Origin of the sequence: Streptomyces sp. NBC_01471 (assembly GCF_041438865.1) — a bacterium.
Classification (GTDB): Bacteria; Actinomycetota; Actinomycetes; order Streptomycetales; family Streptomycetaceae; genus Streptomyces.
In genome coordinates, this window is the sequence record NZ_CP109450.1 from 6450001 (window position 1) to 6474991 (window position 24991).

Here is a 24991-nt window from a genome sequence, read left to right on the forward strand (position 1 = left end):
GCGTCGTGTGCCGGGTGAAGCAGCCGCGGAAGCGAGTTGTGGACGGTTCACGAGTGAGAATGCAGGCATGAGTAGCGATACACACGTGAGAAACGTGTGCGCCGATTGACTAAGGGTTCCTGGGTCAAGCTGATCTGCCCAGGGTAAGTCGGGACCTAAGGCGAGGCCGACAGGCGTAGTCGATGGACAACCGGTTGATATTCCGGTACCCGCTTTGAAACGCCCAATACTGAATCCTCTGATGCTAAGGCCGTGAAGCCGTCCTGGAGCCTTCGGGCAAAGGGGAGTGGTGGAGCCGCTGAACCAAGGTGGTAGTAGGTAAGCGATGGGGTGACGCAGGAAGGTAGTCCAGCCCGGGCGGTGGTTGTCCCGGGGTAAGGGTGTAGCCCGTTGTCCAGGTAAATCCGGATGACATGGTGGGTGAGACCTGATGCCGAGCCGATTGTGGTGAAGTGGATGATCCTATGCTGTCGAGAAAAGCCTCTAGCGAGTTTCATGGCGGCCCGTACCCTAAACCGACTCAGGTGGTCAGGTAGAGAATACCGAGGCGTTCGGGTGAACTATGGTTAAGGAACTCGGCAAAATGCCCCCGTAACTTCGGGAGAAGGGGGGCCATTTCTGGTGATCCAATTTACTTGGTGAGCTGGGGGTGGCCGCAGAGACCAGCGAGAAGCGACTGTTTACTAAAAACACAGGTCCGTGCGAAGCCGTAAGGCGATGTATACGGACTGACGCCTGCCCGGTGCTGGAACGTTAAGGGGACCGGTTAGTCACATTTCGGTGTGGCGAAGCTGAGAACTTAAGCGCCAGTAAACGGCGGTGGTAACTATAACCATCCTAAGGTAGCGAAATTCCTTGTCGGGTAAGTTCCGACCTGCACGAATGGCGTAACGACTTCTCGACTGTCTCAACCATAGGCCCGGTGAAATTGCACTACGAGTAAAGATGCTCGTTTCGCGCAGAAGGACGGAAAGACCCCGGGACCTTTACTACAGTTTGATATTGGTGTTCGGTTCGGCTTGTGTAGGATAGGTGGGAGACTGTGAAGCGGCCACGCCAGTGGTTGTGGAGTCGTCGTTGAAATACCACTCTGGTCGTGCTGGATGTCTAACCTCGGTCCGTGATCCGGATCAGGGACAGTGTCTGATGGGTAGTTTAACTGGGGCGGTTGCCTCCTAAAGAGTAACGGAGGCGCCCAAAGGTTCCCTCAGCCTGGTTGGCAATCAGGTGTTGAGTGTAAGTGCACAAGGGAGCTTGACTGTGAGACCGACGGGTCGAGCAGGGACGAAAGTCGGGACTAGTGATCCGGCAGTGGCTTGTGGAAGCGCTGTCGCTCAACGGATAAAAGGTACCCCGGGGATAACAGGCTGATCTTCCCCAAGAGTCCATATCGACGGGATGGTTTGGCACCTCGATGTCGGCTCGTCGCATCCTGGGGCTGGAGTCGGTCCCAAGGGTTGGGCTGTTCGCCCATTAAAGCGGTACGCGAGCTGGGTTTAGAACGTCGTGAGACAGTTCGGTCCCTATCCTCTGCGCGCGTAGGAATATTGAGAAGGGCTGTCCCTAGTACGAGAGGACCGGGACGGACGAACCTCTGGTGTGCCAGTTGTCCTGCCAAGGGCATGGCTGGTTGGCTACGTTCGGAAAGGATAACCGCTGAAAGCATCTAAGCGGGAAGCCTGCTTCGAGATGAGTATTCCCTCCCCCTTTGAGGGGTTAAGGCTCCCAGTAGACGACTGGGTTGATAGGCCAGATGTGGAAGCCCGGTAACGGGTGGAGCTGACTGGTACTAATAGGCCGAGGGCTTGTCCTCAGTTGCTCGCGTCCACTGTGTTGTTCCCAGGCCACGAACTATCGTGCCGGCGGAACTTGTTTCACTTACTTAACTGAAGAGTGTGCTTGTTCGCTAGAGCCCAAATAGGGTTTCGGTGGTCATAGCGTTAGGGAAACGCCCGGTTACATTCCGAACCCGGAAGCTAAGCCTTTCAGCGCCGATGGTACTGCAGGGGGGACCCTGTGGGAGAGTAGGACGCCGCCGAACAATCTTTGAAGGACCTTTGGTCCCAGCGTTCAACGCTGGGACCAAAGGTCCTTTTTTTATTTCCCGAAGCGCGTCGGATCGCCGACTGCGTGAGAATGACTGCGGTACCCGAAGACAGGAGCCCCACCCATGTCCACCAACTCTCCCGACGACCGACCGGAGCGCGAGCCGCGTCGCCGGGACGGCGGTGACCAGGGCGGATTCCGCGGTGGTCGTGACAATCGATCCAGCGGCCCGAGCCGGGACAACGACCGGGGTGGTTTCCGTCGCGATGACAACCGTGGCGGTAGCACTGGTGGTGGGTTCCGGGGTGGTCGTGACGACCGTTCGTCCAGCGGCCCGCGCCGTGACGACCGCGGCGGGCGCCCGGCCGGTGCCGGTGGCGGTTTCCGTGGTGGCCGTGATGACCGGCCGTCCGGTGGTCCCCGTCGTGATGACGACCGTGGTGGGCGTCCCAGCAGCGGCGGTGGGTTCCGTGGTGGCCAGCGTGACGACCGCGGCGGCCGGCCGTCCAGCGGCGACCGGGGTGGGCGTCCCAGTGGTGGTGGCGGTGGGTTTGCCCGTCGTGATGACCGTCCTTCGTTCCGGCGTGACGGCAACCGTGGTGAGCGTCGTGATGACAGCCGCGGTGGGCGTCCCAGCGGTGGTGGTTTTGAGCGCCGTGACGACCGGGGTGGCGACCGTGGTGGCCGTCCGTCCGGTGGTGACCGTGGTGGGTTCCGCGGTGGCCGCGACGACCGTTCTTCCAGTGCCCCGCGCCGTGATGACCGTTCCTTCGGTGGTCCGCGCCGTGACGACCGTTCCTCCAGTGGTCCGCGCCGTGATGATGAGCGTGGCGGCGGTTTCCGTCGTGACGACCGTCCCAGCAGCGGTGGCGGCTACGCCCGGCGCGACGACCGCGGCAGCGACCGGCGCGACGATCGGGGCGGTTTCCGTGGTGGCCGTGATGACCGGCCGTCCGGTGGTCCGCGCCGTGATGACGACCGGGGTGGGCGTCCCAGTGGTGGTGGCGGTGGGTTTGCCCGTCGTGATGACCGTCCTTCGTTCCGGCGTGACGACAACCGTGGTGAGCGTCGTGATGACAGCCGTGGTGGGCGTCCCAGCGGTGGTGGTTTTGAGCGCCGCGACGACCGGGGTGGCGACCGTGGTGGGTTCCGCGGTGGCCGCGACGACCGTTCTTCCAGTGGTCCGCGCCGTGACGACCGTTCCTTCGGTGGTCCGCGCCGTGACGACCGTTCCTCCAGTGGTCCGCGCCGTGATGATGAGCGTGGCGGCGGTTTCCGTCGTGACGACCGTCCCAGCAGCGGTGGCGGCTACGCCCGGCGCGACGACCGCGGCAGCGACCGGCGCGACGACCGGCGTGACGATCGGGGCGGCGACCGTGGTGGGTTCCGCGGTGGCCAGCGCGACGACCGGGACCGCGGTGGATACCGGGGCGGCCAGCGTGACGAGCGCGGGGGCGGTTTCCAGCGGGACGACCGTGACCGCGACCGCGAGCCGGTCAAGCGGCTGCCGATTCCGGAGGACGTCACCGGCCAGGAGATCGACAAGGACGTGCGGCAGGAGCTCATGAGCCTGCCGAAGACTCTCGCCGAGGACGTCGCCAAGAACCTGGTGATGGTGGCCCGGCTGATCGACGAGGACCCCGACGAGGCGTACGAGTACTCGCGTATCGCGCTCCGGCTGGCCTCCCGTGTCGCTGCTGTGCGTGAGGCGGCCGGGTTCGCCGCGTACGCGACGCAGAAGTACACGGAGGCGCTCGCCGAATTCCGTGCCACGAAGCGGATGACCGGCACGGTCGACCTCTGGCCCGTCATGGCCGACTGCGAGCGCGGTCTTGGCCGGCCCGAGCGGGCGATGGCGATGGCCGGAGAGCCCGAGGTGCAGAAGCTCGACAAGGCCGGACAGGTCGAGATGCGTCTGGTCGCCGCCGGCGCGCGCCGCGACATGGGACAGATCGACGCGGCGATCGTGACGCTGCAGAGCCCGGAGCTGGCGTCCAACTCCGTACAGCCGTGGACCGCGCGGCTGCGCTACGCGTATGCCGACGCGCTGCTGGCGGCGGGACGCGAGGACGAGGCGCGGGAGTGGTTCGCCAAGACCATCGAGTCCGACAAGGACGGCTCGACGGACGCCTCGGACCGGCTCGCCGAGCTGGAAGGTGTCGAGTTCGTCGACGTCGAGGACGAGGCGGCCGACGAGGCCGACGAGCCCCAGGCCGACGGCCCGGTCCGGAGCGCGGACGACGACCGTACGGCCGACGGCCGGGACTGACAGCCCGCCGTCCGGTCCAGGCGATCGGTCAGTGAACTGACAACGAGAAGGGCCGCACTCCGGGAAGCCGGGTGCGGCCCTTCTCCGCGTGGGGACGGTGCGGGTTCCGTACCGTCCTCAGCCGATGGTGAGGCTGCGCAGGACAAGCCCCGTCGCCGGTTTCGGGCCGAACGAGGTCGACTTGCGGGGCATCGTCACACCCTGGCGGGCCAGTTCCCGTACGACCTCCTCGCGTACCGGATGCAGCAGGACCGCCGTGCCGCCGTGCCGCTCCGCCTGTTCGACGGCCGCGTCCGTGGCATGGATGTACGCGATGTGCTCGGGCGCGTCCGGGACCGACCAGACCGTGTCGAGGAGGGTGTGGTGCAGGACCGTCGCGTCGAGCGCCCGCCAGGCCGGTGGATGGTCCGTGGGGACCGTGCGGGCCACCAGTTCCTCCGAGGGACGGTCGACCAGATGGAACCGGCCGTCTCCGGCCAGCAGGAAGGCGTTGCCCGCGGCCGCCGCCTGGGCGAGAGCGGTCAGCGCCTCCGGGAGCGCGTCGATCGTGCGGACCCGGAAGGCGCCGTGGAGCGCTGCCAGTGCCTCAGGGACCGGCAGCCGGCGCAGCACCCGGTGGATCGCCCTGACCTGGAGCGGATAGCGGACCGTGTCGATGAGGAGCACCAGGCCGTATCCCCAGGGCCCCGGCCCCGGGTGCTCGCCGTGCAGTCGCAGATAGGTGGCCCACCGGTGGTGGCCGTCGGCGATGAGGGCCTGGCGGTCGGCCAGGTCCGCCTGCGCCTCCGCGATGTCCGCCGGGTCGGTGACGGCCCACAGCCGGTGGCTGAAGCCGTCCTCGGTGGTCGTGGCGAGCAGTGGCGGGCCGGCTGTGGTCCGCTCGATGACAGCGCCGGCACCCCTCGGGGCCTTGGCCTCCGTCGCGCCGCCGCTGCCGCGATAGGTCAGAAGGAGCGGTTCGAAGTTGACGGCCGTGGTCCGCATCAGCGCCGCCCGGTCCGCGACGATGTCGGCCATCACGTCCTCGTGCGGGAGGACCACGCCCTCCTCGGGGGTGGTGAGGGCCAGTGCGCCGATGAGTCCGCGCTGGAGCAGGCCGCCGTCGCGCTGCTCGTACACATACAGGGCGGGCTCGGGGTCGGCGGCCAGGATGCCGTCGCTGAGCCAGTCGGAGAGCGTCGCCGCGGCCTTCTCGTTGCGGGCGGCCGGAGTGTCGGCCTGCGGCAGGATCAGCCGCACGATGTTGTGCGGATCGGCCGACTCCAGGTGCAGCAGCCCGTCCGGCCTGACCACGACGTCGTACGGCGGAGACGTCACGGCTGCGAGGCTGCCGACGCGTTCGGGGACGTAGCGCACTCCGCGGAAAGGGAAAAGACGCAGCCCGTTGTCCGCATGCCGACCACTTGAAGTCATTGGTGCATGGTATGTGGGGATCCGTCATACGGGATGATCGGAAGAAGACAGCCAACGAGGAGTGCGATGACCCGCCAGACCAGGACCAGCCCGGACGGCACGAAGACAGCGCTGAGTGAGACGTACGACACAGCCTTGCTCGATCTGGACGGGGTGGTGTATGCGGGTGGTGCGGCGATCGACCACGCCGTCGCGTCACTCGGGACCGCACGGGACGGCGGGATGCATCTCGCGTACGTCACCAACAACGCGCTGCGGACACCGGAGGCGGTGGCGGACCATCTCACCGAGCTGGGGGTGCCGGCCGAGGCCGCCGATGTCATCACGTCGGCCCAGGCGGTGTCCCGGCTGATCGCCGATCAGGTCCCGCGGGGAGCCAGGGTGCTGGTCGTCGGCGGGGAGGGGCTGCGGGTCGCGCTGCGCGAACGCGGCCTGGAGCCGGTGGACTCCGCCGATGACTCCCCGGTGGCGGTCGCCCAGGGGTACGGCGGTCCCGACATGACCTGGGCGCGGTTCGCGGAGGCCGGGTACGCGATCAACAGCGGTCTGCCGTGGTTCGTTTCCAACACGGATCTGACCATTCCCAGTGCGCGCGGGATCGCCCCCGGTAACGGCGCCGCGGTCGAGGTCGTCCGGATCGCCACCGGGGCAGAGCCGCAGGTGGCCGGGAAGCCGCTGCCCCCGATGCACCGGGAGACGGTGCTGCGGACCGGCGCCGAGCGGCCGCTGGTCGTCGGGGACCGGCTCGACACCGACATCGAGGGTGCGTTCAACGGCGGCGTGGACTCCCTGCTCGTACTGACCGGGGTGACGGACGCGGCGCAGCTGCTGGCCGCCCCGCCCGAGCACCGGCCCACCTATGTGGACGCGGATCTGCGCGGGTTGCTCACCGGTCAGCCCGAAGTGACCGGCGAGGGCGGTGCGTTCCGCTGCGGCGGCTGGACCGCTTCCGTGCGGGACGGGGAGCTCGCCGTCGAGGGTGACGGGGGTCCGCTGGACGGACTGCGGGCGCTGTGTGCCGCAGCCTGGACACAGGCGGGCGACGGTACGTACGGTCGGGACGCGGGCGAGATGATCTCCCGTATCGGGCTCTGATATCGGGCACTGGTATCGGGTTCTGACGTCCATACGGGCCGGAACCGGCCCCCGCTCGGGCCGGGCTCCGGCGCGGGCCGCTTCCCCCCGTCGCCTTCTGGTCGAAGAATTGCGAGGGTAGGCTAACCTAACCACGTGTTGGTCGAGAGTCCCTCCAGACAGAGCGCGGAGCAAGCCCCCGCGCCCCCCAAGCGCAACGCGGCACGTGCCGCCGGGCTGCTGCTGTCGCTCGTGGTGCTGCTCCTGGTCGTCGTCGCGAGCATCGCGATCGGCGCCAAGGCGGTGCCGCTCGGCGACGTGTGGCACGGCCTGGTGCACAGCACGGGCACCGGCGACGACGTCCTGATCCAGGATGTGCGAATACCGCGCACCGCGCTGGGGGTCCTCGTCGGGGCCGCGCTGGGGGTCGCGGGAGCGGTCATGCAGGCGCTCACCCGCAACCCGCTCGCCGAGCCCGGCGTCCTCGGTGTCAACGCGGGTGCCTCCGCCGCCGTGGTCACCGCGATGAGCTTTCTCGGCGTCAGCTCCTTCACCGGTTATGTGTGGTTCGCGTTCGCCGGCGCCGCCGTGGTCTCGGTGCTCGTGTACGTACTGAGCGGGAGCCGCGGGGCCACCCCGGTACGGCTCGCGCTCGCCGGCACGGCCGCCACGTACGCGATGTTCGGATACGTCAACGCCGTGGAACTGCTGGACTCGGCAGCGCTGGACAAGATGCGCTTCTGGACGGTCGGTTCCCTGGCCACGGCCACGTCCGGGACGGTCGCGCAGGTGTGGCCCTTCGTGGCAGCCGGTCTGCTGGTCGCACTGCTCCTCGGCCGCCCGCTCAACGCCATGGCCCTGGGCGACGACACGGCCAGGGCGCTCGGCGCCCATCTGACGCGCACCCGGGTGCTCGCGATGGTCTCCGTGACCCTGCTCTGCGGTGCGGCGACCGCCGCCTGCGGGCCGATCGTCTTCATCGGGCTGATGGTCCCGCACATCGTCCGGGCCATCACCGGACCCGACATGCGCTGGACGCTGCCGTACGCGGCGGTCCTCTCGCCCGTCCTGCTGCTGGGCGCCGACGTCGTCGGCAGGATGGTCGCCCGGCCCGCGGAACTCCAGGTCGGCATCGTGACCGCGCTCATCGGCGGTCCCGTCTTCATCTTTCTCGTACGCCGCCGGAGGATGACTCAGCTGTGAAAGCGATCCACGCGATACGGACCCCGGGCGGGCTCTCCCTGCGGGTCGAGGTCAGGGCCGCCGTCGTTGTCGTCCTGCTGGCCGTGGTCGCGCTGGCGGCCGGTGTCGTGCTCATCGGGAGCGGCGACTACCCGATGGCACCCGCGGACGTGATCCGGACCCTGCTCGGCAACGGCACCACCGCCCAGGAGTTCATCGTCAACGACCTGCGGCTGCCCAGGGCGCTCGTCGGCCTCCTCGTCGGCGCTGCGCTGGGTGTCGGGGGCGCGGTCTTCCAGTCCATCTCCCGTAATCCGCTGGGCAGTCCGGACGTGATCGGCTTCGGGCAGGGCGCCAGCGTCGGCGCGCTCGCCGTGATCGTGCTCTTCCACGGCGGGGCGACCGCGGTGGCGGGCGGGGCGATCGTCGGCGGCCTGGCCACCGGTATCGCCGTGTACCTCCTGGCGTGGAAGCGCGGTGTGCACGGCTTCCGGCTGGTCCTCGTCGGGATCGGCGCCGCCGCCATGCTCACCGCCTGCAACAGCTATCTGCTCACCAAGGCCAATCTGGTCGACGCGACCCGCGCCGTCGTGTGGATGACCGGTTCGCTCGACGGCCGCGACTGGTCGCAGGTCTGGCCACTGCTGGCCGCCTGCGTCGTCCTGATACCGCTGGTCCTGGGGTACGGGCGCAACCTCCGGATGCTGGAGATGGGTGACGACGCCGCGTACGCCCTGGGCGTACGGGTCGAGCGGACCAGGCTGGTGCTGATGCTGGCCGCGGTCCTGCTCACCGCGGTGGCAACCGCCGCCGCGGGGCCGATCGCCTTCGTGGCCCTCAGCGCGCCGCAGCTGGCCCGGCGGCTGACCCGCTCACCGGGCGCCAACCTCCTCCCCTCGGCCGCCATGGGCGCGGCCCTGCTGCTGGTCGCCGACTGGATCGCCCAGCGGGCCTTCGGGGACCGGCAGCTGCCCGTGGGAGTGGTGACGGGAGTGCTCGGCGGCTGCTATCTGCTGTGGCTGCTGGTCTCCGAACGCAAGGCAGGACGGATCTGATGACAACCAGGAGTGCCCCCATGCAGCGACTCACCGCCGAATCCGTCACCCTCGGCTACGAGCAGCGGACCATCGCCGAGAACCTCTCGGTCGAGATCCCCGACAACTCCTTCACCGTCATCGTCGGCCCGAACGCCTGCGGCAAGTCGACCCTGCTGCGCGCCCTGTCGCGCATGCTGAAGCCCACGCAGGGGCGGGTGCTGCTGGACGGGCAGGTGATCGGCTCGATGCCCGCCAAGAAGGTGGCCAGGACGCTCGGGCTGCTCCCGCAGTCCTCCATCGCGCCCGACGGCATCACGGTCGCCGACCTGGTGGCCCGCGGCCGCTACCCGCACCAGGGTCTGCTGCGCCAGTGGTCGCCGGACGACGAGCGCATCGTCGCGGAGGCCATGGAGTCCACGCGGATCGGCGAGCTCGGCGACCGCTTCGTGGACGAGCTCTCCGGCGGCCAGCGCCAGCGCGTGTGGATCGCCATGGCGCTCGCCCAGCAGACCCCGCTGCTGCTCCTCGACGAGCCGACCACCTTCCTCGACATCCAGCACCAGATCGACGTCCTCGACCTCTGCGCCGAACTGCACGAGACGCAGGGGCGCACTCTGGTGGCCGTACTGCACGACCTCAACCACGCCGCGCGCTACGCGACCCATCTCATCGCCATGCGGGACGGTGAGATCGTCGCCGAGGGACCGCCCGCCGAGGTGGTCACGGCCGGACTCGTGGAGAAGGTGTTCGGGCTGCGCTGCCAGATCATCGACGACCCCGAGACGGGAACACCGCTGGTGGTGCCCGCCGGGCGCGGGGCGCGTACCGCGGTGACGGCTACAGCAGTGTCCTGAGGCGCAGCAGATCGCGGAAGCCCGCTTCGAGCCGGACCCGGCCCGAGCCCCAGGCCTTCGCGAAGTTCAGCTCGCCCGCGACCAGGGCCACCAGGTCGTCGCCCTTCATCGCGAGCCGGATCTCCGCCTTCACGGGCGGCGGACCTTCGACGGTGTCGAGCACCTGGATCCGGCCGTCCACCAGACGCCCGGTGAAGGTGACGTCGAGGTCGGTGATGTGGCAGCTCAGCGAGCGGTCCAGCGCCGCCGCGCCGCGTACCTGGCTGTTCGCCTCTGTCATGTTGTCCGAGAGCCTGTCGAGGGCGCTGCGGCACTCTTCTGTCGTCGCCATCGTGATCGACCGTACCGCAGCGCTTCGGGGTAGCGTCTGGGCATGAGTGACGTGATGCCGGAGCCCCCCGGGGCGCAGGACGGTCAGGACGGTACGGAACAGCGTCCGGCGCCGCTGGGCGTGGTCCGCACGCCCACCGGGGACGGCGGGGTGGACCGGGTGCTCGACCGGCTGGCCGACGCCGACCACCTCGCTGCCGACGGACATGTCGAGGTGTACGAAGATGTACACCGTGGGCTGCGTGAGGCGCTGGACGCGCTGGACGCACCGCCCGGACCTCCGGTCCCGGCCCGCGGCCCCGCCCCTCACAACGTCCCTCACAACAGCAGGAGCTGAACCGAACGTGGCAGGAGTGGCACGCCGGCGTCTCGACGCCGAGCTGGTCCGCCGGAGTCTCGCCCGCTCGCGGGAGCACGCGAGCCAGCTGATCGCGGCAGGCCGGGTGACCGTCGGAGGCGCCACCGCGACCAAGTCGGCCACCCAGGTCGAGACGAGCGCCGCCGTCGTCGTACGCGAGGACGGCAACGACCCCGACTACGTCTCGCGCGGCGGGCACAAGCTCGCAGGCGCCTTCACGGCCTTCACCCCGCTCGGCCTGCGGGTCGGGGGGCGGCGGGCGCTGGACGCGGGTGCGTCGACCGGCGGCTTCACCGACGTCCTGCTGCGGGCGGGCGCCGCGCAGGTCGTCGCGGTGGACGTCGGGTACGGGCAGCTCGCCTGGTCGTTGCAGAGCGACGACCGCGTCACCGTCAAGGACCGTACGAACGTACGCGAGTTGACGCTGGAGGACATCGGCGGAGCGCCCGTGGATCTGGTCGTCGGCGATCTCTCGTTCATCGCGCTGGGTCTTGTGCTGCCCGCTCTCGCGCGGTGCGCTGGGCCCGACGCCGACCTGGTGCTGATGGTCAAACCGCAGTTCGAGATCGGCAAGGACCGGCTGGGCAGCGGAGGAGTGGTCCGCAGCCCGGAGCTGCGGGCGGAGACCGTGCGGACGGTGGCAGGGCAGGCGGCCGGGCTCGGACTCGGCGTCCGGGGCGTCACCGCCAGCCCGCTGCCGGGGCCATCGGGGAATGTCGAGTACTTTCTGTGGCTGCGGGCGGATGCGCCCGCGCTCGATCCGGCGGATGTGGAGCGTGCAGTGGCGGAGGGGCCGCAGTGACGGAAGCAGCAGCACCATCGGCAACCGGCTCAGCAGTACGGGCAGTGCCACCGGCCGTGGCAGCGGGGCCGGCGGTGGAACGGGCGGCGGAGCCGGCAGCGGCGCCCCCCGCGGACCGTACGGTCTTCCTGCTCGCGCACACCGGGCGGCCCGCCGCCATCCGGAGCGCCGAGCGCGTCGTGGAGGGGCTGCTGAAGAACGGCCTGCGGGTGCGGGTCCTGGCGGCGGAGGCGGCCGACCTGCCGGTGCCGCCCTCCGTCGAACTCGTCGCCGAGGCGACACCCGCCTGCCTGGACGGCTGTGAGCTGCTGATCGTGCTCGGCGGCGACGGAACGCTGCTGCGCGGCGCCGAGTTCGCCCGCGCGTCCGGGGTCCCGATGCTCGGCGTCAACCTCGGCCGGGTCGGCTTCCTCGCCGAGGCCGAGCGCGACGACCTCGACAAGGTCGTCGACCGGGTGGTCACCCGGTCGTACGAGGTCGAGGAACGGATGACCGTCGACGTCCTCGTGCACAACAACGGCGACATCGTGCACCGGGACTGGGCGCTCAACGAGGCCGCCGTGCAGAAGACCGCGCCCGAGCGGATGCTGGAGGTCGTCCTGGAGATCGACGGCCGTCCGGTCACCGGCTTCGGCTGCGACGGCGTCGTCTGCGCCACCCCGACCGGTTCGACCGCGTACGCCTTCTCGGCCGGCGGACCGGTGATCTGGCCCGAGGTGGAGGCGCTGCTGATGGTCCCCATCGGCGCCCACGCCCTGTTCGCCAAGCCGCTGGTGACCTCGCCCGCGTCCATCCTCGCGGTCGAGGTACAGCCGCACACCCCGCCGGGCGTCCTGTGGTGCGACGGGCGCCGGTCGGTCGAGCTGCCGTCCGGGGCCAGGGTCGAGGTGCGCAGGGGCGCCGTGCCCGTACGGCTGGCGCGGCTGCACCACGCGTCCTTCACCGACCGCCTGGTGGCCAAGTTCGCCCTGCCCGTGGCGGGCTGGCGCGGCGCTCCGCACTGACGGCGCGGCCCGTGCCGGCTGCCCCGGCGCGGGCCGGCCGGCGGGCCCTCCGGCCGGGGCACGTCGCACGGGACCCGGGAAACCTCGTATGGTCATGTGCGTGTTGGAGGAGATGCGGATACGGTCGCTCGGAGTCATCGACGACGCTGTGGTGGAGCTTTCACCCGGTTTCACCGCGGTGACCGGTGAGACCGGCGCGGGCAAGACCATGGTCGTGACCAGCCTCGGGCTGCTGCTCGGCGGTCGCGCCGACGCCGCCCTGGTGCGGCTCGGAGCCAAGTCGGCGGTGGTCGAAGGGCGGATCGTGCTGCCCGCGGGCGCGCCGGCCGCGGTACGGGCCGAGGAAGCGGGCGCCGAGCTCGACGAGGGCGCGCTGCTCATCAGCCGGACGGTCTCCGCCGAAGGGCGCTCACGGGCGCACATCGGCGGACGTTCCGTACCGGTCGGGCTGCTCGCCGAGATCGCCGACGAACTGGTCGCCGTGCACGGGCAGACCGACCAGCAGGGGCTGCTGCGCCCGGCCAGACAGCGCCAGGCCCTCGACCGGTACGCCGGTGAGGCGGTGGCGGGCCCGCACACCAAGTACGCGGCGGCCTACAAGCGGCTGCGTGCCGTCGCCGCCGAACTGGTCGAACTGACCACCCGGGCGCGGGAACGGGCCCAGGAGGCGGACCTGCTCCGCTTCGGGCTGGACGAGATCGCCGCCGTCGAGCCGCTGCCCGGCGAGGACACCGAACTCGCCTCCGAGGCCGAGCGGCTGGGTCATGCCGAAGCACTCGCGTCCGCGGCGTCGGCGGCGCACACCGCGCTCGTCGGCAACCCCGAGGACCCCGAGAGCGTCGACGCGACGACGCTGGTCGGCGGTTCGGGACGGTCGCTCGACGCCGTACGCACCCACGACCCGGCCCTGGCCGCGCTCGCCGACCGGATCGGCGAGATCGGCATCCTGCTCGCCGACGTGTCGGGGGAGCTGGCCGGTTACGCGGACGACCTCGACGCCGATCCGCTGCGGCTCGCCGCCGTGGAGGAGCGCAGGGCGGCGCTGACCCAGCTGACCCGCAAGTACGGCGAGGACATCACGGCCGTACTGGCCTGGGCCGAGGAGGGCGCGGCGCGCCTCACCGAGCTGGAGGGCGACGACGACCGGATCGGCGAACTGACGGCGGAGCACGAGGCGCTGCGCTCGGAGCTGTCCGGCCTCGCGCAGACCCTCACCGACGCGCGTACGGAGGCGGCCGCGCGGTTCGCGGACGCCGTCACCGCCGAACTCGCCTCGCTCGCCATGCCGCACGCACGGGTGACGATCGACATCCGGCAGACCGATGACCCCGAAGGGGTGGAGGTCGGCGGGCGGACCGTCGCCTACGGCCCGCTCGGCGCCGACGAGGTGGAGCTGCTGCTCGCACCGCACCCCGGCGCGGCCGCCCGCCCCATCTCCAAGGGGGCGTCGGGCGGTGAACTCTCCCGGGTGATGCTCGCGGTCGAGGTCGTCTTCGCGGGGTCCGACCCCGTACCGACGTACCTCTTCGACGAGGTCGACGCCGGGGTCGGCGGCAAGGCCGCTGTGGAGGTGGGCCGGCGGCTCGCCAGGCTCGCCAGGACCGCGCAGGTGGTGGTCGTGACACATCTGCCGCAGGTGGCCGCGTTCGCCGACCGTCAGCTGCTCGTCGAGAAGACCAACGACGGCTCGGTGACCAGCAGCGGTGTCACGGTCCTGGAGGGCGAGGACCGGGTACGGGAGTTGTCGCGGATGCTCGCCGGCCAGGAGGACTCGGAGACGGCCCGGGCGCACGCCGAGGAACTGCTGGCCACGGCGCGGGCGGACGGCTGAACGTCCGGGCGGTGACCCCGTCCGGCCGTTCCGGGGCTGCCCCCTGGCCCCCGCGGTACGCCGCTTAGGGTGGGGCGCATGAGCAGACACGGCGCCCGGACCACCGCACTCCTCGCCTCGTTCGGCGCGACCCGCGCCGCCGCGACGGGGCTGCGCCGTCGGCCTCCGGGAGGTGCGCCGCGCTGGGAGCGCACCAACTACGCCGGGCGCACGGTGGATCTCTGCGCCGGTCCTGCCACCACCGTCGGCGCGGCGCTCGGTGCGGTCGCGGGCACTCTTCCGCCCCGGGCGCGCGGCGCGGCCGCCCTGGCCGTGCTCGCCGCCGGGGCCTGCGGGGCCTATGACGACACCGCGGGCGCGGGCGATCCGCGCCGCGGGTTCCGTGCCCATCTCGGTGCGCTGCGCCGCGGCGAGATCACCAGCGGCGCGGTGAAGCTCCTGGGTGTCGGCGCGGCGGGTCTGGCCGCGGGCGCGCTGCTCAAGGACCGGCCCGCCGACCGGATTCTCGCGGGTGTCGTCGTCGCGGGCACCGCCCACTTCGTCAACCTGGTGGATGTGCGTCCGGGGCGCGCGGCCGTCGCGGTGCTCGGGCTCGCGGCGCCGGGCCTGCTGCGGCGCGGTCCGGCCGGGGCGCTGGCCGCCGCACCGCTCGGAGCCGCGGCCGCGGTCGTCATCGACGACCTGGCAGAACAGACCATGCTCGGCGACGCGGGGGCGCACGCGCTCGGCGCCGCCCTCGGTGTCGCGATCGTCGCGGGCAACGGGCGGGCCGGACTCGCCGCCCATGCGGCAGCGGTGGTCGCCGCCGCCGCGTACGGTGACAAGGTGAGCCGCGCGGCAGCCGGTTGAGCCGTGGCTCACCCATGCGGGTGACAGCTCCGGCGCGTTGACGCGACCGCACAGGGGCTCGGCCCCCCGGAGAGTGCCGGAACCCGCGCGCGGGCTGGCATCCTGGGGCGCACATACCCGTCCGACGCCGACTCAGGAGCTCCGGTCAGTGAGCAGCACCCAGGTCCCGCCGTACGGCCGTTCACCTCTCTGCGCCGTCCAGGTGCTGGGCGGCGGCAGCGCCGGCAGCAGCGCACATGTCCGCTCGATCACCGGGGGCCTGGTCGAGCGGGGCGTGCACGTCACGGTGTGCGCCCCCGCCGAACTGGAGCGGACGTACGGCTTCAGTGAGGCGGGCGCGCGCTTCGTGCCCGTACCCCGGCGCGGTGATCCGGCGTCCGTCGCCACGCTGCGTGCCGCCTGTCTGCGGGCCGACATCGTCCACGCGCACGGGCTGAATGCCGCCGTACGGACCTCGCTGGCACTGAGCGGACTGCGGCGGCCGCTCGTCGTCACCTGGCACACCCGCCCGCACACCGAAGGTGCACGGAGCCGCCTGCTGCGGCTGATGGAGCGAAGGGCGGCCAGGGCGGCGGCAGTTGTGCTCGGAACGTCGTCCGAACTGGTCGACAGGGCGCGCAGCCGGGGGGCGCGCGACGCGCGGCTCGCGCCGGTCGCTGTTCCCGCACCCCGAGTGACCGAGGGCGGCCCCGAGAGCAAGGCCCGCGCGGAACTGGGCGCGGTGGACCGGCCGTTGGTGATGGCCGTGGGCAGCCTCGTCGCGCACCACGGCTTCGGGACGCTGCTGGACGCGGCCCGGGTCTGGCAGCACCTCGACCCGGTCCCGCTGCTGGTGATCGTGGGCGAGGGAGTGGAGCGTGCCGCGCTGCAGAGCCGGATCGCGGCCGACGCGCTCGCGGTCCGCCTGATCGGCAGCCGCGAGGACGTGACGGAGCTGCTCGCCGCCGCCGATGTCGCTGTGCTGTCGAGCCGTTGGGAGGCGCGTTCCCTGCTGGCGCAGGAGGCGCTGCGGCTGGGGGTGCCGTTGGTGGCAACGGCGGTCGGCGGGGTGCCCGAGCTGGTGGGCGACGCGGCCGAACTCGTCCCGTACGGTGATCCGGAGGCGCTGGCCGCACGGGTGACCGCGCTGCTGGCCGACCCCGTGCGCCGCGCCGAACTCGCCGCGGCGGGCCTGGCCCAGGCCGAGAACTGGCCGACCGAGGACGAGACGGTGGCGCAAGTGCTCAGCGTCTACGACGAGTTGACCGAGTCGGCCGGCGCCCACTGAGAGCCGGCCGCCGGAGGCCCCGTGACCGCCCGTCCTGGTACGGGTCCCCGTGGGACGGGGCGGCCGATTACGCGTGTGCCCACACGACGCGCCCCGTCACGTGGTGTTCCGGCACGTGGTGTCCCGTCACGTGGAGTCAGGGATGTCGCGTCACGGGGTGTGCCTGCGGGCCCGTAGCGCCAGGCTCAGGGCGAGCACCGTCTGCGGGTCGTCCAGGTCCGTACCGAGGAGCTCGGCGATCCGCGCCAGCCGGTTGTAGAGCGTCTGGCGGTTGAGGTGCAGCTCTCGGGCCGTCTCGGCCTTGCGGCCCGCGTGCGCCAGATACGTCTGGAGTGTGGGCAGCAGGGCGGGCCGTGACGTGCGGTCGTGCTCGCGCAGCGGACCGATCGCCCGGTCCACGAAGGCCGCCAGGTCCGGTTGGTCGCGCAGCCGCCACAGCAGCAGGTCGATGTCCAGGCGCCGCGCGTCGTACCAGGGGCGGTCGGGCAGCCCCTGCGCGGCGGTCGCCGTCTCCGCGGCGTGCCGCAGCCCGGCCGATGCCGCGGCCCAGCCGCCCGCCACCCCCACCACGACGATCGGCGGATGCGCGCCCGCCCGCTCCAGACCGGCGCGCGCCACGCCGGCCCGCAGCGCGACGGCCACCCGGTCGGCCACGGTGGTGCGTTCCGACTCCTCACGCAGACCGAGGAGCAGCGGGACGCGGCCCTCCACGGGGCGTACGCCGAGGAGCACCGGTACTCCGACGGAGCTCAGCTCCTCCAGGACGGCGCGGGCCAGCACCGCCCAGTTGCCCGACGGCGACAGCTCGGCGGCCAGCCGCATGACCACGGGCAGCAGCGGCCCCTCACCCGGCCGGAATCCGAGGACCCGGGCCTGCGCGGGCGCGTCGTGGGCGGAGACCCGCCCCTCGGCCAGATCGGTCAGGAAGTCACCTCGCCCGCGTGCGGCGAGCTCTTCCTCCTGGCGGGCCTGCATCAGCACGACAGCGAGGATCCCGGCGGTCCGCTCGGCGGCCATCCGGTGCACCTGGGCCAGCGGCGCCGACACCGGGAGGAGCGCCAGCCTGGCCCGTACCGAACCGGTGCCGGAGCCGCCGCCCGGAACGTCCACCAGGACCGCGCCCGCCGGACGGTGTCCGCGCAGGCCCTCCCACACCTGGAGCGGCTCGCCCTCGCCCGCGGCGTACAGCAGCTGTCCGTCGGGGGTCTCCAGGAAGACCGGGTTGGCGGTGAACTCGGCGAGGATCGAGAGCACTTGCGGCACTCCGCCACCGCCGAGCAGCGCCTGGGTGCACCGCCTGTGCACCTCGTCGGCGCGCTGCACCAGTGCGTAGTGACCGTTGACGATCTCGGTGTGGACCTCCTCCGTCACCGAGACGAAGGGCACCTCGCGGTGCAGCTGGACCAGTGGCAGCCCCGCCGCCCGCGCGGTCTCCACGAGCGTCGTGGGAAGCCGCGAGAAACGCGGGCCCAGCTCCACCACGAGGGCGGCGATCCCGCGGTCGGCGAGCCGGCGGACGAACGCCCGCTGCTCGGCGGGGCGGGTGCCGAGCCCCAGCCCGGTGGTGAGCAGCAGCTCACCGCCCTTGAGCAGCGAGGCGATGTTCGGCACCTCACCCGCGTGCACCCACCGGACGGTGCGGCTGAGCCGGTCAGCGCCCGCGACGACCTCGGGCAGTCCACCGCGCAGCCCCGGCAGCTCAAGCGCCCGCTGCACTGTGATTCCGCCCTGGTTCTCCATGAGGCCGGACGCTACCCGAAGCCGCCCGGCCGCAAGGTCACCCTCCGTAGGCCCCGGAGGCCGTGAGCCGCAGTGCGGTGTCGATCAGCGGCACGTGGCTGAAGGCCTGCGGGAAGTTGCCCACCTGGCGCTGGAGCCTGGGATCCCACTCCTCGGCGAGCAGCCCGAGGTCGTTGCGGAGCCCGAGCAGCTTCTCGAAGAGCTTGCGCGCCTCATCCACCCGCCCGATCATCGCCAGGTCGTCGGCGAGCCAGAACGAGCAGGCGAGGAAGGCTCCCTCGTCGCCCTCCAGGCCGTCGACGCCCGCGGCGCCGCCCGTCGTCGGATAGCGCAGGACGAAGCCGTCCGGTGTGGACAGCTCGCGCTGGATCGCCTCCACGGTGCCGATGACCCGCTTGTCGTCCGGCGGCAGGAACCCCATCTGCGGGATGAGCAGCAGGGACGCGTCCAGCTCCTTCGAGCCGTACGACTGCGTGAACGTGTTGCGTTCCTTGTCGTAACCCCGCTCGCAGACATCGCGGTGGATGTCGTCGCGCAGTTCACGCCAGCGCTCGATGGGCCCGTCCGCGTCCCCGGACTCGATCAGCTTGATGGTCCGGTCGACGGCGACCCAGGCCATCACCTTGGAGTGCACGAAGTGGCGGCGCGGCCCGCGCACCTCCCAGATGCCCTCGTCCGGCTGGTCCCAGTGGTCCTCCAGGTACCGGATCAGCTTGAGCTGGAGCAGGGACGCGTAGTCGCTGCGGGCGAGCCCCGTCATGTGGGCGAGGTGCAGGGCCTCGGTGACTTCGCCGTACACATCCAGCTGGAGCTGCCCGGCCGCGCCGTTGCCCACCCGGACGGGGCCCGAGTTCTCGTACCCCGGCAGCCAGTCCAGCTCCGCTTCGCCGAGCTCGCGCTCACCGGCGATCCCGTACATGATCTGCAGGTTCTCCGGGTCGCCCGCGACGGCGCGCAGCAGCCACTCGCGCCAGGCGCGGGCCTCCTCGCGGTAGCCGGTGCGCAGCAGCGACGAGAGTGTGATCGCCGCGTCGCGGAGCCAGGTGTAGCGGTAGTCCCAGTTGCGGGAGCCGCCGATGTCCTCGGGCAGTGAGGTCGTCGGCGCGGCGACGATGCCGCCGGTCGGCGCGTAGGTGAGCGCCTTGAGGGTGATCAGCGAGCGGACCACGGCCTCGCGGTAGGGGCCGTGGTACGTGCACTGGTCGACCCAGTCGCGCCAGAAGTCCTCGGTCGCCACCAGCGAGTTCTCGGGCTCCGGGAGCGCGGGCGGGGCCTTGTGGGAGGGCTCCCAGCTGATGGTGAAGGCGATCCGGTCGCCCGGTCCGACGGTGAAGTCGGAGTACGTCGTGAGGTCCTCGCCGTAGGTGTCCGCCGAGGTGTCCAGCCAGACCGAGTCGGGTCCGGCGACCGCGACCGTACGCCCGTCCACCTTGTGGACCCAGGGCGTCACCCGTCCGTAGCTGAACCGCATCCGGAGCGTGGAGCGCATCGGGACGCGCCCGCTCACTCCTTCCACGATGCGGATCAGCTGGGGGGCGCCGTCTCGCGGCGGCATGAAATCCGTCACACGGACGGTGCCGCGCGGCGTGTCCCACTCCGATTCGAGGATCAGTGAATCCCCGCGGTAGCGGCGCCGGTCGGCGACCGGCGGGCATGCCGAAGGGGCATGCGCGGGTCCCAGCCGCCAGAAACCGTTTTCCTCGGTTCCCAGAAGTCCGGCAAAGACGGCGTGCGAGTCGAAGCGGGGAAGGCACAGCCAGTCGGCTGTCCCGTCCCGGCAGACCAGGGCAGCGGTCTGCATGTCTCCGATGAGTGCGTAATCCTCGATGCGCCCGGCCACGTGCAATCTCCAGTCGAACGGCCACGTCGCCCCGCGGGGCGCTTGTGTTGCAGTCAAGGGCTCTTTGAAACAAGCGCTGACGAACGCCGGCGGCGCTTGTTCCGGAGAACGGGCGGGGGTGGTGCCGTTTTCCGGCCGTCTCGGCAGCGAGTGTCCGAGCAGGATACGACGCACCCAGGTGATCCGCATGACCTGCCGGGCAACGCGGCTGGTCCGAACGGGTGAGTGTTGGGTGACCGGGTTGCGACCTTCCGGTGAAGGCTGACCTGTGTGTGGCGGAGACAGTGCTGTGCGTGGCCGGAAGCAGCCTCGCGCCGTCGCTGATACCCTGGTGGCCCGTGGACCGGTGGTCACTACGCCCCGAACCGCAGCGACGGCACCCCCGGGAATTCTCCGGGCCCCGTGCCGGCACGCACTCCAGATCGCGACCACGGGAGCCCCGTCTTGGCCATGCAGGCCCGCAACTCAACATCCGCGACGACCAAGCACATCTTCGTCACCGGGGGTGTCGCCTCTTCCCTCGGCAAGGGTCTGACCGCCTCCAGTCTCGGTGCGCTCCTCAAGGCCCGCGGCCTGCGGGTCACGATGCAGAAGCTCGACCCGTACCTGAACGTCGACCCCGGCACGATGAACCCGTTCCAGCACGGTGAGGTCTTCGTCACCAACGACGGCGCCGAGACCGACCTGGACATCGGCCACTACGAACGTTTCCTCGACGTGGACCTCGACGGCTCCGCCAACGTCACGACCGGTCAGGTCTACTCGACGGTCATCGCCAAGGAGCGGCGCGGCGAGTACCTCGGTGACACCGTGCAGGTCATCCCGCACATCACCAACGAGATCAAGCACCGCATCCGCCGGATGGCCACGGACGACGTCGATGTCGTCATCACCGAGGTCGGCGGCACGGTCGGTGACATCGAGTCGCTGCCCTTCCTGGAGACCGTCCGCCAGGTCCGCCACGAGGTCGGCCGGGACAACGTCTTCGTGGTCCACATCTCGCTGCTGCCCTACATCGGGCCCTCGGGCGAGCTCAAGACCAAGCCCACCCAGCACTCCGTCGCGGCCCTGCGCAACATCGGCATCCAGCCCGACGCCATCGTGCTGCGTGCCGACCGCGACGTGCCGACCGCCATCAAGCGCAAGATCTCGCTGATGTGCGATGTCGACGAGGACGCCGTGGTGGCCTGCGTCGACGCCAAGTCGATCTACGACATCCCGAAGGTGCTGCACACCGAGGGACTGGACGCCTACGTCGTGCGCAAGCTCGACCTGCCGTTCCGTGACGTCGACTGGTCCACCTGGGACGACCTGCTGGACCGCGTCCACAACCCCGACCACGAGGTCACCGTCGCCCTGGTCGGCAAGTACATCGACCTGCCCGACGCCTACCTCTCGGTCACCGAGGCCATCCGGGCCGGCGGCTTCGCCAACCGCGCCCGGGTCAAGGTCAAGTGGGTCACGTCCGACGACTGTCAGACGCAGGCCGCCGCGAAGAAGCAGCTCGGGGACGTCGACGCGATCTGCATCCCGGGCGGCTTCGGCGAGCGCGGAGTGGACGGGAAGGTCGGCGCGATCCAGTACGCCCGCGAGAACCGGATCCCGCTGCTCGGCCTCTGCCTGGGCCTCCAGTGCATCGTCATCGAGGCGGCGCGGAACGTCGCGGGCATCCCGGACGCCAACTCCACCGAGTTCGACGCGGCCACCGGCCATCCGGTGATCTCCACGATGGAGGAGCAGCTGGCCTACGTCGAGGGCGCCGGCGACCTCGGCGGCACCATGCGGCTCGGCCTCTACCCGGCGAAGCTCGCCGAGGGCTCACTCGTCCGTGAGGCGTACCAGGACCAGCCGTACGTCGAGGAGCGCCACCGCCACCGCTACGAGGTCAACAACACCTACCGCGCCGAGCTGGAGACGAAGGCCGGCCTGGTCTTCTCGGGCACGTCACCCGACAACAAGCTCGTCGAGTACGTCGAATACCCCCGCGAGGTGCACCCCTACCTCGTCGCCACCCAGGCCCACCCGGAGCTGCGCTCCCGGCCCACCCGCCCGCACCCGCTCTTCGCGGGCCTGGTGAAGGCCGCTGTGGCGCGCAAGACGGGCAAGTAGCACGCGGGCACGGGCGTTACGGTTGACCGGGGCGGGGTTCTGATGAGCCCCCGCCCCGGTTTCCGCTTTTGAGAGGACGCTTCCATGGCCATCAGGGACACCGCCGAGGAGTGGCAGGTCACCGCGACCACCACCCCCTTCACCGGCAACAAGACCAGCGTCCGCACCGACGACGTGGTGATGCCCGACGGAACCGTCGTACACCGCGACTACCAGGTCCACCCCGGCTCGGTCGCCGTCCTCGCGCTGGACGACGAGGGCAAGGTCATCGTCCTGCGCCAGTACCGCCATCCCGTACGGCAGAAGCTCTGGGAGATCCCGGCGGGGCTGCTCGACATCCCCGGAGAGAACCCGCTGCACGCCGCGCAGCGCGAGCTGTACGAGGAGGCGCACGTCAAGGCCGAGGACTGGCGGGTGCTCGCCGACGTCTACCCCACGCCGGGCGGCTGCGACGAAGCCGTACGGATCTTCCTCGCCCGTGAGGTCTCCGAGGCCGAGGGCGCGTGCTTCGAGGTCTCCGAGGAGGAGGCGGACATGGAGCACGCGCGGGTCGAGCCAGCGGAGCTCGTCCGGGGCGCGCTCGCCGGAGAGCTGCACAACACCTGCCTGGTGGTGGGGGTCCTGGCGCTCACCGCGGCACTGAACGGCGACGGCCTCGACGCGCTGCGCCCGGCCGACGCCCCCTGGCCGGCCCGCCCCTTCGAGGCGTAGCGGGGCAGAGGCGCCCCACCGCAGAACCGAGCCCTGATCCCGGAGTACTTCCGGCTGCTGATCCGATGATCTGTTGATCCGATTGAGGGACATGCCTACTGTGCCCGCCCCGCCCCGCCTGGTTCGTCTCGGTACGTGAACTACGCTCGGCACCGTCCCGTCCGGGCCCCCGGCGGGCCGGTGCGCAGGCGGACGGAGCGAGCCCGTGACGGATCAGGCGCTGGACGCGGTCGACCGGGTCACGACGTCGGACGCCGGCCGGACAGCCGGTCACTTCTTCGGCAGGCAGCGGGAGTTGAAGGCGCTGCGCGCCGACATCGAACGGGCCGGTCTGGACACCATGGCCGGCCGCAAGGGCGCTCGCCCCCGGGTCCTGCTCATCGCGGGGAAGCCGGGATCGGGGCGGAGCGCACTCGCCACCGAACTGGCCGGACAGCTCGCCGCCGACTACCCGGACGGGGTGCTGAACGCCAGGCTCACCACGCCCGGCGGCGACCGGGTGCCCACCGGGGACACCGCCCGTCAGCTGCTCGGCGCGCTCGGTTTGCCGGCACCCGCGGGCGCCGCCGCCGACGACCTCACCGAGCTGGTGCGCGAGGCACTGGCCGGACGCCGGGTGCTGCTCGTCCTGGACGACGCGGCCGATGCCGGACAGGTCGACCCGTTCCTCCCCGACGTCTCGGACTCCCTGGTCGTGGCCGTCTCGACCGGCCCGCTGACCGGCATCCCCGACGTCAGGCCCTGCACGCTCGGCGGTCTGGACACCGGGTCCGCCGTGGGACTGCTCGGTCACTTCGCGGGCGCGGTCCGCATCACCGTGGACCCGCGGACCGCAGAGGCGCTGGCCGAGGAGTGCGGCGGCCAGCCCGCCGCACTGGTGCTGCTCGGCGGCCGGCTCGCCGCAACGCCCAAGCTGTCGGTCGCGGACGTCGCCCAGCAGTTCCGGAACCTCCCCGACGAAGCCGACGAGCCCGCGGTCGCCCGTCCGCTGGCCCGCGCCTTCCGCTTCGTGTACGCCTCCCTCCCGCAGCCGGCCGCCCGGATACTGCGGCTGCTCGCCCTCGCCCCCGCCGGACTGGCCGACGCGCACACGGCGTCCGCGCTGGCCGGCTGTTCGGTGTCCGCCGCCCGGGCCACGCTGGAGGACTTCGCCGGGCTCGGACTGCTGCGTGCCCGCCCGGAGGGGCAGTTCGAGGTGCCGGGCTGTCTCGCCCCACTGCTCAGCGCGCTGATGGAGGCCCAGGACCGGCCCGGCGAGGTGCAGCTGGCCAGGGCGCGCCTCCTTGAGCGGACCGTGCGGCTGCTCCAGTCCTGCCGTGCGGTCACCGACCCGGACGGCTCGCCGTCCCGCCGGAAACTGGCGGGGCTGCCCCGCACACTGCGCTTCGCCAACGTCCCGGCCGCCGCGGAGTGGCTCCGGCTGCGGGAGCCCGCGCTCCTCGCGAGCGCCCGGCTGGCCGTCGCGGACGGCGAGCTCGACACGCTGGCCAGACGGCTGGTCGCCGCGTTCGTACGGGCCCTGACCGCACACCGCGGCGCCGAGGCCGCCGCTGCCGAGCTGTACGGGCTCCACCAGCTGGTCCTCGGTGTCGCGGAGCGGCGCGGGCTGCACCGGGAGCAGGCGGCGGCGCTGCTGAACCTCGCCGATCTCGACGCACGGACCGGTCGCACCCACGACGCCCTGACCCGCTACCGGGCCGCGCTGGACGCGGGACGCGCGGCGAACGACCCGTACGCGACCGGCCGGGCGACGGAATCCGTCGGCGGTGCCTACCAGGAGCTGGGGGACTGGCAGCGGGCCTGCGACTGGTACGGACGGGCGCTCTCCCAGCGGCAGGCGCGGGGGGAGCTGGCGGACGAGTCCCGGCTCTACGGACGGCTCGGGGCCGTGCACACCTATGCGGGCCACTACGCCGACGCGCTGCGCAGCTGGCGGGCCGCGGTGGCCGGATACCGGCGCGTGGGGGACCTGCCGGCCCAGGCGCGGGCGCTCAGTGAGGTGGCCCGGGTGCAGGAGTACGCGGGGCGCCCCGAGGAGTCGCTCCGCACCTGCACGGAGGCGGTGGAGTGGGCCCGGCGCGCCGATGACGTGCGGCTTCAGGCGGCGCTGCACCTGCGGCTGGCGGACACCCTGGAGCGGCTGGGCGACTCCGCCGCCGCTCAGCTGCACCGCGGTTCGGCTGAGAGATTGCTGGCTGATTAGAGATTTGCCTACGAAATCCGTGGTGTCTCGACTGAAGATTGATGCTTTGAAAGGCTAGACAGCGCGAAGTCC

19 protein-coding genes and 2 rRNA genes (1 of these 21 cut by a window edge) are annotated in these 24991 nt (G+C 71.2%); 17 read left to right on the plus strand and 4 right to left on the minus strand.

Going from position 1 to position 24991, the window contains the following annotated elements:
• The 4 genes from OG285_RS28885 to OG285_RS28900 all read left to right on the plus strand — a co-directional run.
• Positions 1-1813: ribosomal RNA gene (locus OG285_RS28885) — 23S ribosomal RNA — on the plus strand (it extends 1312 nt beyond the left edge of the window).
• A gap of 111 nt (positions 1814-1924) precedes the next feature.
• Positions 1925-2041: ribosomal RNA gene (gene rrf / locus OG285_RS28890) — 5S ribosomal RNA — on the plus strand.
• Positions 2042-2057: 16 nt separating this feature from the next.
• On the plus strand, positions 2058-3614 hold the full coding sequence (locus OG285_RS28895) for a hypothetical protein (protein WP_371792638.1): 1557 nt from the start codon (positions 2058-2060) through the stop codon (positions 3612-3614).
• Positions 3596-4315 carry a hypothetical protein gene (locus OG285_RS28900; RefSeq protein ID WP_371792639.1) on the plus strand — a complete coding sequence of 240 codons (720 nt, stop codon included), beginning with the start codon at positions 3596-3598 and terminating at the stop codon, positions 4313-4315. Before OG285_RS28895 ends, OG285_RS28900 begins: the two co-directional genes overlap by 19 nt.
• Positions 4316-4432: 117 nt before the next feature.
• Here OG285_RS28900 and OG285_RS28905 read toward each other — a convergent pair whose 3' ends face one another.
• Positions 4433-5728 (minus strand): DUF1015 family protein, encoded by a 1296-nt coding sequence (locus OG285_RS28905; protein WP_371792640.1) that lies wholly within the window; start codon positions 5726-5728, stop codon positions 4433-4435.
• Between the two features lie 66 nt (positions 5729-5794).
• On the opposite strand from OG285_RS28905, the gene OG285_RS28910 reads away from it, so the two are divergent.
• The 4 genes from OG285_RS28910 to OG285_RS28925 all read left to right on the plus strand — a co-directional run bounded on the left by OG285_RS28910 (position 5795) and on the right by OG285_RS28925 (position 9875).
• A complete protein-coding gene (locus OG285_RS28910; RefSeq protein ID WP_356836980.1) occupies positions 5795-6823 on the plus strand; it encodes an HAD hydrolase-like protein in 1029 nt (342 codons plus the stop codon).
• A gap of 135 nt (positions 6824-6958) precedes the next feature.
• Positions 6959-8005 (plus strand): iron chelate uptake ABC transporter family permease subunit, encoded by a 1047-nt coding sequence (locus tag OG285_RS28915; RefSeq protein WP_356836979.1) that lies wholly within the window; start codon positions 6959-6961, stop codon positions 8003-8005.
• Positions 8002-9039 (plus strand): iron chelate uptake ABC transporter family permease subunit, encoded by a 1038-nt coding sequence (locus OG285_RS28920; RefSeq protein ID WP_356836977.1) that lies wholly within the window; start codon positions 8002-8004, stop codon positions 9037-9039. The genes OG285_RS28915 and OG285_RS28920 overlap by 4 nt, the downstream gene beginning before the upstream one ends.
• 20 nt (positions 9040-9059) lie before the next feature.
• Positions 9060-9875, plus strand: a complete 816-nt coding sequence (locus OG285_RS28925) for an ABC transporter ATP-binding protein (protein WP_356836975.1) — start codon at positions 9060-9062, stop codon at positions 9873-9875.
• Here the strand turns inward: OG285_RS28925 and OG285_RS28930 are convergent.
• Positions 9859-10206, minus strand: coding sequence for a sterol-binding protein (locus tag OG285_RS28930; protein WP_356836973.1), 348 nt, complete (start codon positions 10204-10206; stop codon positions 9859-9861). The genes OG285_RS28925 and OG285_RS28930 overlap by 17 nt on opposite strands.
• Positions 10207-10248: 42 nt before the next feature.
• On the opposite strand from OG285_RS28930, the gene OG285_RS28935 reads away from it, so the two are divergent.
• From OG285_RS28935 to OG285_RS28960, 6 genes are all read left to right on the plus strand, one after another.
• Positions 10249-10542 (plus strand): hypothetical protein, encoded by a 294-nt coding sequence (locus OG285_RS28935; RefSeq protein WP_371792641.1) that lies wholly within the window; start codon positions 10249-10251, stop codon positions 10540-10542.
• Positions 10543-10549: 7 nt separating this feature from the next.
• On the plus strand, positions 10550-11365 hold the full coding sequence (locus OG285_RS28940; RefSeq protein ID WP_356836971.1) for a TlyA family RNA methyltransferase: 816 nt from the start codon (positions 10550-10552) through the stop codon (positions 11363-11365).
• Positions 11366-11421: 56 nt separating this feature from the next.
• Entirely contained in the window at positions 11422-12369 is a 948-nt protein-coding gene (locus OG285_RS28945; RefSeq protein ID WP_356836969.1) for an NAD kinase, read from the plus strand.
• Between the two features lie 88 nt (positions 12370-12457).
• Entirely contained in the window at positions 12458-14200 is a 1743-nt protein-coding gene (gene recN / locus OG285_RS28950; protein ID WP_371792642.1) for a DNA repair protein RecN, read from the plus strand.
• Between the two features lie 78 nt (positions 14201-14278).
• A complete protein-coding gene (locus OG285_RS28955; RefSeq protein ID WP_356836965.1) occupies positions 14279-15049 on the plus strand; it encodes a hypothetical protein in 771 nt (256 codons plus the stop codon).
• 148 nt (positions 15050-15197) lie between these two features.
• Positions 15198-16316 (plus strand): glycosyltransferase family 4 protein, encoded by a 1119-nt coding sequence (locus OG285_RS28960; RefSeq protein ID WP_371792643.1) that lies wholly within the window; start codon positions 15198-15200, stop codon positions 16314-16316.
• A gap of 150 nt (positions 16317-16466) precedes the next feature.
• Here the strand turns inward: OG285_RS28960 and OG285_RS28965 are convergent, their stop codons facing one another.
• Positions 16467-18056 (minus strand): PucR family transcriptional regulator, encoded by a 1590-nt coding sequence (locus OG285_RS28965; protein ID WP_356836961.1) that lies wholly within the window; start codon positions 18054-18056, stop codon positions 16467-16469.
• 37 nt (positions 18057-18093) lie between these two features.
• The gene (locus OG285_RS28970; RefSeq protein ID WP_356836959.1) at positions 18094-19896 is read right to left on the minus strand and encodes a glycoside hydrolase family 15 protein; all 1803 of its coding nucleotides are present in this window, start codon (positions 19894-19896) and stop codon (positions 18094-18096) included.
• A 450-nt stretch (positions 19897-20346) separates the two neighbouring features.
• Here OG285_RS28970 and OG285_RS28975 point away from each other — a divergent pair, with 450 nt between their 5' ends.
• From OG285_RS28975 to OG285_RS28985, 3 genes are all read left to right on the plus strand, one after another.
• Entirely contained in the window at positions 20347-22005 is a 1659-nt protein-coding gene (locus OG285_RS28975; RefSeq protein WP_371793644.1) for a CTP synthase, read from the plus strand.
• Positions 22006-22089: 84 nt separating this feature from the next.
• On the plus strand, positions 22090-22716 hold the full coding sequence (locus OG285_RS28980) for an NUDIX domain-containing protein (RefSeq protein WP_371792644.1): 627 nt from the start codon (positions 22090-22092) through the stop codon (positions 22714-22716).
• Between the two features lie 205 nt (positions 22717-22921).
• Positions 22922-24919 carry a tetratricopeptide repeat protein gene (locus OG285_RS28985; protein WP_371792645.1) on the plus strand — a complete coding sequence of 666 codons (1998 nt, stop codon included), beginning with the start codon at positions 22922-22924 and terminating at the stop codon, positions 24917-24919.
• The last annotated feature ends 72 nt before the right edge of the window (positions 24920-24991 follow it).